Here is a 6,490-nt window from a genome sequence, read left to right on the forward strand (position 1 = left end):
AGAGCGCCTGCATGGCATGCAGGAGGTCAGGAGTTCAATTCTCCTTAGCTCCACAGGACCTGAAAGCGGGCCATCCGATCCGGATGGCCCGCTTCCTTGTGTCCGGTCAACCCCGGCCGCTGCCCAGGGCCTTGCGGGCAGCGCTCGGCAGCGCGGGAAGCCCGCCGGGACGCTCCTGCTCGGGGCGCTCCAGACGCAGCGCCAGCTCGGGGCAGCGGCGTACCGCCAGCTGCGCGCGCGTGCGCAGGTGCACCGGCACCGACGCGTCCGAGAGCACCGGATAGCCGTCCCGTCCCATCCGGATCAGCTCGGGCACGATGTCGGCGCACAGCCCGTGACCCTTGCACAGCGTCCAGTCCACGGCCAGCTTCTCGCCGCTGGGGATGGACTCCACGGTCTCCTGGTAGCCCGGCTCGGGCAGCGGAAGCACCCCGATCGTCGGACGTCCGCACCCGCCGTGCAGGACGTGCGCGGCGAGATCGTCGGTGAAAGCCGACAGCGTCGAGTTGAAGAACCGCGCCGAGCCGTCCGGGTGCTTGCACACACCCCGTCCCTTGACCGCCTGGGTCACCTCGCGCAGCGCCTCCAGCGCGGCCGGACCGCCACCGTTCAGCACGTCCGACAGGCCCCCGGCGGCGGCCGGCAGACCCAGCCGGCACGGGCCGCACTGCCCTGCGGTCTCCGCCGCCAGCCAGTTCGCGACCCGCTGCGCCTCACCCAGCGGACAGGTCTCCGGACCGATCGGCAGGATCGCCCCCGCCCCCAGGGCGCCGCCCACGGCCGCCAGGGACTCGCGGGAGACGACCGCGTTGTGCACGGCCATCGCGTCGATCCAGTTGCCGTGGTAGCCGCCGGTGAGCACGCCCTGGGGCTGCGGCGGGGCTCCCGCCAGCTGGAGGACGTACCGCAGGGGGACGCCCGTCGGGACCTCGACCACCATGGGGCGCGCGACCGCCCCGGAGATCGTCAGCATCACCGTGCCCGGCTCGCTCTCCAGCCCGGTGTTGCTGTAGCGGCGTGCGCCGAGCCGGGCCGCGACGGCCAGCTGCGCGAACGTCTCCGCGTTGGACAGCAGGGTCGGCGCGCCGCCCACACCCGACTCGGCGGCACGCTCGCGGCGGCCGGGCGGCAGGGCGGGCCCGCCGCCGGCCGCCCGGATCACCGCGGACGCCTCGCCGGAGACCATCCGCTCCGGGTTGCGGACGACACGCGCGCGTAGCTGCTGTCCGCGCCGGTCGGACAGTCCCCGCTCGGCGAGTGCGGCACGGATGGAGATCTCCGTGGAGTTGCGGGTCACCGCGACGATCAGGGTGCGGGCGCCGATCGCCTCCGCGGCCAGCAGGGCGCCGTCCAGGATGAGATGCGGGGCGCGGTTGAGCAGGACCGTGTCCTTGCGGCAGGCCGGTTCGCCCTCGCTGCCGTTCACCACGACGACGGGCCGCACCCCGCGCCGGATCGCCGCCTTCGCCACCGCGCGCAGCTTCTTGCCGAAGGGGAAGCCCGCGCCGCCCCGCCCGCGCAGCGAGATCTCCTCGGCCAGCTGGGCCAGCCGCTCGCCGGGTATGGGTTCGAGCGGGCCGTGCACCTTGAGGTGCATCTGCAGGTCCAGCCGCTCGACCAGGTCGAACCCCTGGGTCAGGTGGGGGAGGCCTACGACGCGGACTTCGGGGACGTCGGGGAGCGGGGCGTTCACGGGCGATCTCCTGCGGGTGCGGACCACGGCTCACCGGCCGGCGGGTACTGGAAAGGGCCGGCGGCGGGCTCGGTGGGGCTGCTGTACGAGGGTGGTGCGGGGGACTGGGCGGGCGGCGGCGGGGAGGGGGTGGGCCAGTAACCGGGCCGGGTGGCCGGCTCGTCGGAGATGACGGGCAGCTCCTCCGTCATGGGGACGCGCTCGGCGAACGGGATGTCCTGGGTGGGGGCGCCCGCGTTGCCGAGGGACACGGCGCGGTACCCGGCGGAGATGCCGGCGCCGGCGGCGGGGCGCGGGGTGGCGAGCGGGTCGCCGAGGGGCGCGGAGGCGTCCGGGCCGGGGGACTGCTCGCGAGGCCGACCGAAGGAGGGCTCCACGGGCTCCGCGATGTCGAAGGGGCGCATCGCCGGCTCCGGCGAACCGAAGGGCGGCTCCGTGGTTTCCGGGCTGCTGAAGGCGGCGGCCACCGGCTCCGGGCTACTGAAGGAGCGGCTGGGGAATTCCGGGCCGCTGAAGGTGGAGCCCGTCGGCTCCGGGGCGCCGAGGGAGCGGTTCGGGAAGTCCGGGCTGCTGAAGGCGGGCCCGACCGGCTCCGGGGCGCCGAAGGAGCGGTCCGGGAATTCGGAGCGGCCGGACAGTCGCTCCGACGGCTGCCGCCGGAAAACCGGCTCCCTTTCGACGCGCGGTGCGTACGGGGGAGGGGCAGGGGCGTCCGCCGCGCCGGGCAGCGGGGACACGGACAGGTCCCGCCGCGAAGGGCCGGTCTCCGCCTGCGCGGCGCCCGGTCCGATCAGCGCCAGCAGACGGCCCGCGAGGCGGTCCTGTACGGGCCGGGGAAGCATCCGTACGGACACGGCCACGGCGACACCGGTGAGCGCGAGGCAGTACATGGTGGTCACCCAGGTGGCGGCCGGGCGACCCGCGTACAGGCCGTGGACCAGTGCCGAGCACCAGGCCGGGTACGCCAGCATGTGCAGGGCACGCCAGCGGCCCGCGATGCTGCCGCGTCCCGCGAGGGCGCTGCGGGCGACACCGGTGGACGCGGCGATCACCATCAGGAGGCCCGCGAGGGCGCCGAAGCCGATGAGCCCGGCGGAGCCGGAGACACCGAGCCCGAAGGGGATGAGGGCCCCGATGACCTCCGTGTGCCCGAGGGAGACCTTGACGGTCGCGTGCAGGAGGAGGAAGCCCAGGGAGGCCACGGCGGTGGTCCGGTGGATGGCCTGGGCGAGCAGCCGGTGGCGGGCGGACAGGAGCAGCCGGTCGGTGGCGATCAGGCCCCAGGCGACGGAAGCGGTCAGTGACACCAGGGACAGGACACCCGTGGTGAAGTCCAGGGCGGCGCGGAAACTCTCGCTGCCGCCGACCGCGAGCAAGGGTATGAGCACCACCGCTGCCACGGACAACCCGCCCTGCACCGGCCGGCTCATGCCGCCCTTCAGTCCGGGCGATGAGCGGTTCTTGCGATGAGGGTTCATGGGGGGCGACTCCAGTGGTGCGGAAAAGAGGTCCCGTGGCCGCATGCTAAGTGGACGCATACCAACCAGTACGAGCTTTGAGCGTTTACGGCTCGGAACATCCGGAACTGACTTTGGGGTTGCCCTGGATAGAGGCGATACGCGGGGTAACGCGGGCGGCCCCTGTGGCCGGAGCCCACTCGGTGGAACCTCGCTGCGGCTCGTACGGCCCCTGCGGTACCCTGACGCCATGCGTGCCGTACGCCTTCTGCTTAGCGAGCCGCGCTGATCAGTCCCGGCGGATGAGAGATCCGGTCGGAATCGGCGCGGCGTCCCCTCCTGTGCGAGGGGTCCTTTTGTTTGTGGGCACAGCTCGTTTCGCCCGACACAGAGCAGCCGGCAGTTGGCAGAGACGATCGATGGAGCTTTAGGGATCATGAGCGAGACGAAATCTGCTGCCGAGGCAGCAGCCCCGCATCGTTACACGGCGGCCCTGGCCGCCGACATCGAGGCACGCTGGCAGGACTTCTGGGACGCCGAGGGCACCTATGAGGCGCCGAACCCGAGCGGGGACCTGGCCGGCGATCCGGCCGTCGTCGCCCGGCCCAAGAAGTTCGTCATGGACATGTTCCCGTATCCCTCGGGTGCGGGCCTGCACGTCGGGCACCCCCTGGGATACATCGCCACCGATGTCTTCGCGCGGCACCAGCGCATGACCGGCCACAACGTGCTGCACACGCTGGGCTTCGACGCCTTCGGCCTGCCCGCCGAGCAGTACGCCGTCCAGACCGGCACCCACCCGCGCGTGTCGACCGAGGCGAACATCGAGAACATGAAGGCCCAGCTGCGCCGGCTGGGCCTGGGCCACGACAAGCGCCGGTCGTTCGCCACGATCGACCCGGACTACTACAAGTGGACCCAGTGGATCTTCCTGCAGATCTTCAACTCCTGGTACGACGAGGACGCCGGCAAGGCCCGGCCCATCGCCGACCTGGTCGCCCAGTTCGAGAGCGGTGAGCGCCCCGTACCCGGCACCACGCGCGCGTGGGCCGAGCTGAGCGCCGCCGAGCGCGCCGATGTGCTGGGCGAGTACCGCCTGGCGTACGCCTCGGACGCCCCGGTCAACTGGTGCCCCGGCCTGGGCACCGTCCTGGCCAACGAGGAGGTCACGGCCGACGGCCGCTCCGAGCGCGGTAACTACCCCGTCTTCAAGGCCAAGCTGCGCCAGTGGAACATGCGCATCACCGCCTACGCGGACCGGCTGCTGGACGACCTGGACGCGCTGGACTGGCCCGAGGCCATCAAGCTGCAGCAGCGCAACTGGATCGGCCGCTCCGAGGGCGCCCGCGTCGACTTCGCCGTCGGCGACGACGCCATCACTGTCTTCACCACCCGCCAGGACACCCTGTTCGGCGCCACCTACATGGTGCTGGCGCCCGAGCACGAGCTGGTCGAGAAGATCGTCCCGGCGGCGTGGCCCGAGGGCACGCACGACGTGTGGACGGGCGGGCACGCCACCCCGGCCGAGGCGGTCGACGCGTACCGCAAGCAGGCCGCGTCCAAGTCCGACGTGGAGCGGCAGGCCGAGGCGAAGGACAAGACCGGCGTCTTCACCGGCGCCTACGCCGTGAACCCGGTCAGCGGCGACCGTGTCCCCGTCTTCATCGCCGACTACGTCCTGATGGGCTACGGCACCGGCGCCATCATGGCCGTCCCGGCGCACGACAGCCGTGACTTCGCCTTCGCGCGCGCCTTCGAGCTGCCCATGCGCTGCGTCGTCGAGCCGTCGGACGGCCGCGGCACGGACACCACCACCTGGGACGACGCCTTCTCCTCGTACGACGCGAAGATCGTCAACTCGGCGAACGACGAAGTCTCGCTGGACGGCCTGGGAGTCGTCGAGGCCAAGGCGAAGATCACCGAGTGGCTGACCGCGAAGGGCATCGGCGAGGGCACCGTCAACTTCCGGCTGCGCGACTGGCTGTTCAGCCGCCAGCGGTACTGGGGCGAGCCCTTCCCCATCGTGTACGACGAGGACGGCATCGCCCACCCGCTGCCCGAGTCGATGCTGCCGCTGGAGCTGCCCGAGGTCGACGACTATTCGCCGCGCACCTTCGGCCCGGACGACGCCGACACCCGCCCCGAGACGCCGCTGTCGCGCAACGAGGACTGGGTCAACGTCACACTGGACCTGGGCGACGGCCCCAAGAAGTACCGGCGTGAGACCAACACCATGCCCAACTGGGCGGGTTCCTGCTGGTACCAACTGCGCTACCTGGATCCGCGCAACGGCGACAAGCTGGTCGACCCCGAGATCGAGCAGTACTGGATGGGCCCGCGCGAGGGACAGCCGCACGGCGGCGTCGACCTGTACGTGGGCGGCGCCGAGCACGCCGTACTGCACCTGCTGTACGCGCGGTTCTGGTCCAAGGTGCTGTACGACCTGGGGCACGTCTCGGCGGCGGAGCCGTACCACAAGCTGTACAACCAGGGCATGATCCAGGCCTTCGTCTACCGGGACTCGCGGGGCATCGCCGTACCGGCCGCCGAGGTCGAGGAGCGGGACGGCGCCTTCTGGTACCAGGGCGAGAAGGTCAGCCGTGTCCTGGGCAAGATGGGCAAGTCCCTGAAGAACGCCGTCACCCCGGACGAGATCTGCGCCGAGTACGGGGCGGACACGCTGCGCCTGTACGAGATGGCCATGGGCCCGCTGGACGTCTCCCGGCCCTGGGACACGCGCGCGGTGGTGGGCCAGTACCGGCTGCTGCAGCGTCTGTGGCGCAACGTCGTCGACGAGTCGACCGGTGAGACCACCGTCGTCGACACCGAGCCCGACGAGGAGACGCTGCGCGCCCTGCACAAGGCGATCGACGGTGTCTCGCAGGACATGGCGGCGCTGCGGTTCAACACGGCGATCGCGAAGATCACCGAACTGAACAACCACCTGACCAAGTCGGCGGCCCCGGTGCCGCGATCGGTCGCCGAGCGCCTGGTGCTGCTGGTCGCGCCGCTGGCCCCGCACATCGCCGAGGAGCTGTGGCACAAGCTGGGCCACACCGGCTCCGTGACCCACCAGGACTTCCCGGTCGCCGACCCGGCGTACGTCGTCGACGAGACCGTGACCTGCGTGGTCCAGATCAAGGGCAAGGTCAAGGCGCGGCTGGAGGTCTCCCCGTCCATCACGGACGCCGAGCTGGAGGCGCTGGCCCTGGCCGACCCGGCGGTCGTCGGGGCACTGGGCGGCGCGGGCATCCGCAAGGTGATCGCCCGGGCGCCGAAGCTGGTGAACATCGTCCCGGCGTAGCCCGCCGGGCGTGGCCGGACCGGTACCGCCCGGTCC

At 71.9% G+C, this 6,490-nt stretch carries 3 protein-coding genes; 1 reads left to right on the forward strand and 2 read right to left on the reverse strand.

Annotated elements, in window-relative coordinates:
• Nucleotides 1-106: 106 nt before the first annotated feature.
• A complete protein-coding gene (locus ABZZ38_RS30040; protein WP_356745652.1) occupies nt 107-1,693 on the reverse strand; it encodes an NADH-ubiquinone oxidoreductase-F iron-sulfur binding region domain-containing protein in 1,587 nt (528 codons plus the stop codon).
• Complete coding sequence (locus ABZZ38_RS30045; protein ID WP_356745654.1) at nt 1,690-3,171, reverse strand: hypothetical protein; 1,482 nt, start codon at nt 3,169-3,171, stop codon at nt 1,690-1,692. Before ABZZ38_RS30045 ends, ABZZ38_RS30040 begins: the two co-directional genes overlap by 4 nt.
• Nucleotides 3,172-3,586: 415 nt before the next feature.
• On the opposite strand from ABZZ38_RS30045, the gene leuS reads away from it, so the two are divergent.
• Nucleotides 3,587-6,454, forward strand: coding sequence for a leucine--tRNA ligase (gene leuS, locus ABZZ38_RS30050; RefSeq protein WP_356745656.1), 2,868 nt, complete (start codon nt 3,587-3,589; stop codon nt 6,452-6,454).
• Nucleotides 6,455-6,490: the final 36 nt, after the last annotated feature.

This window comes from Streptomyces sp. NPDC006368, assembly GCF_040612535.1.
Classification (GTDB): Bacteria; Actinomycetota; Actinomycetes; order Streptomycetales; family Streptomycetaceae; genus Streptomyces.

Excerpts from the sequence above, each read along its gene's own strand:
- leuS (WP_356745656.1), top strand. The coding sequence starts at position 3,587 with ATGAGCGAGACGAAATCTGCTGCCGAGGCAGCAGCCCCGCATCGTTAC.
- ABZZ38_RS30045 (WP_356745654.1), bottom strand. The coding sequence starts at position 3,171 with ATGAACCCTCATCGCAAGAACCGCTCATCGCCCGGACTGAAGGGCGGC.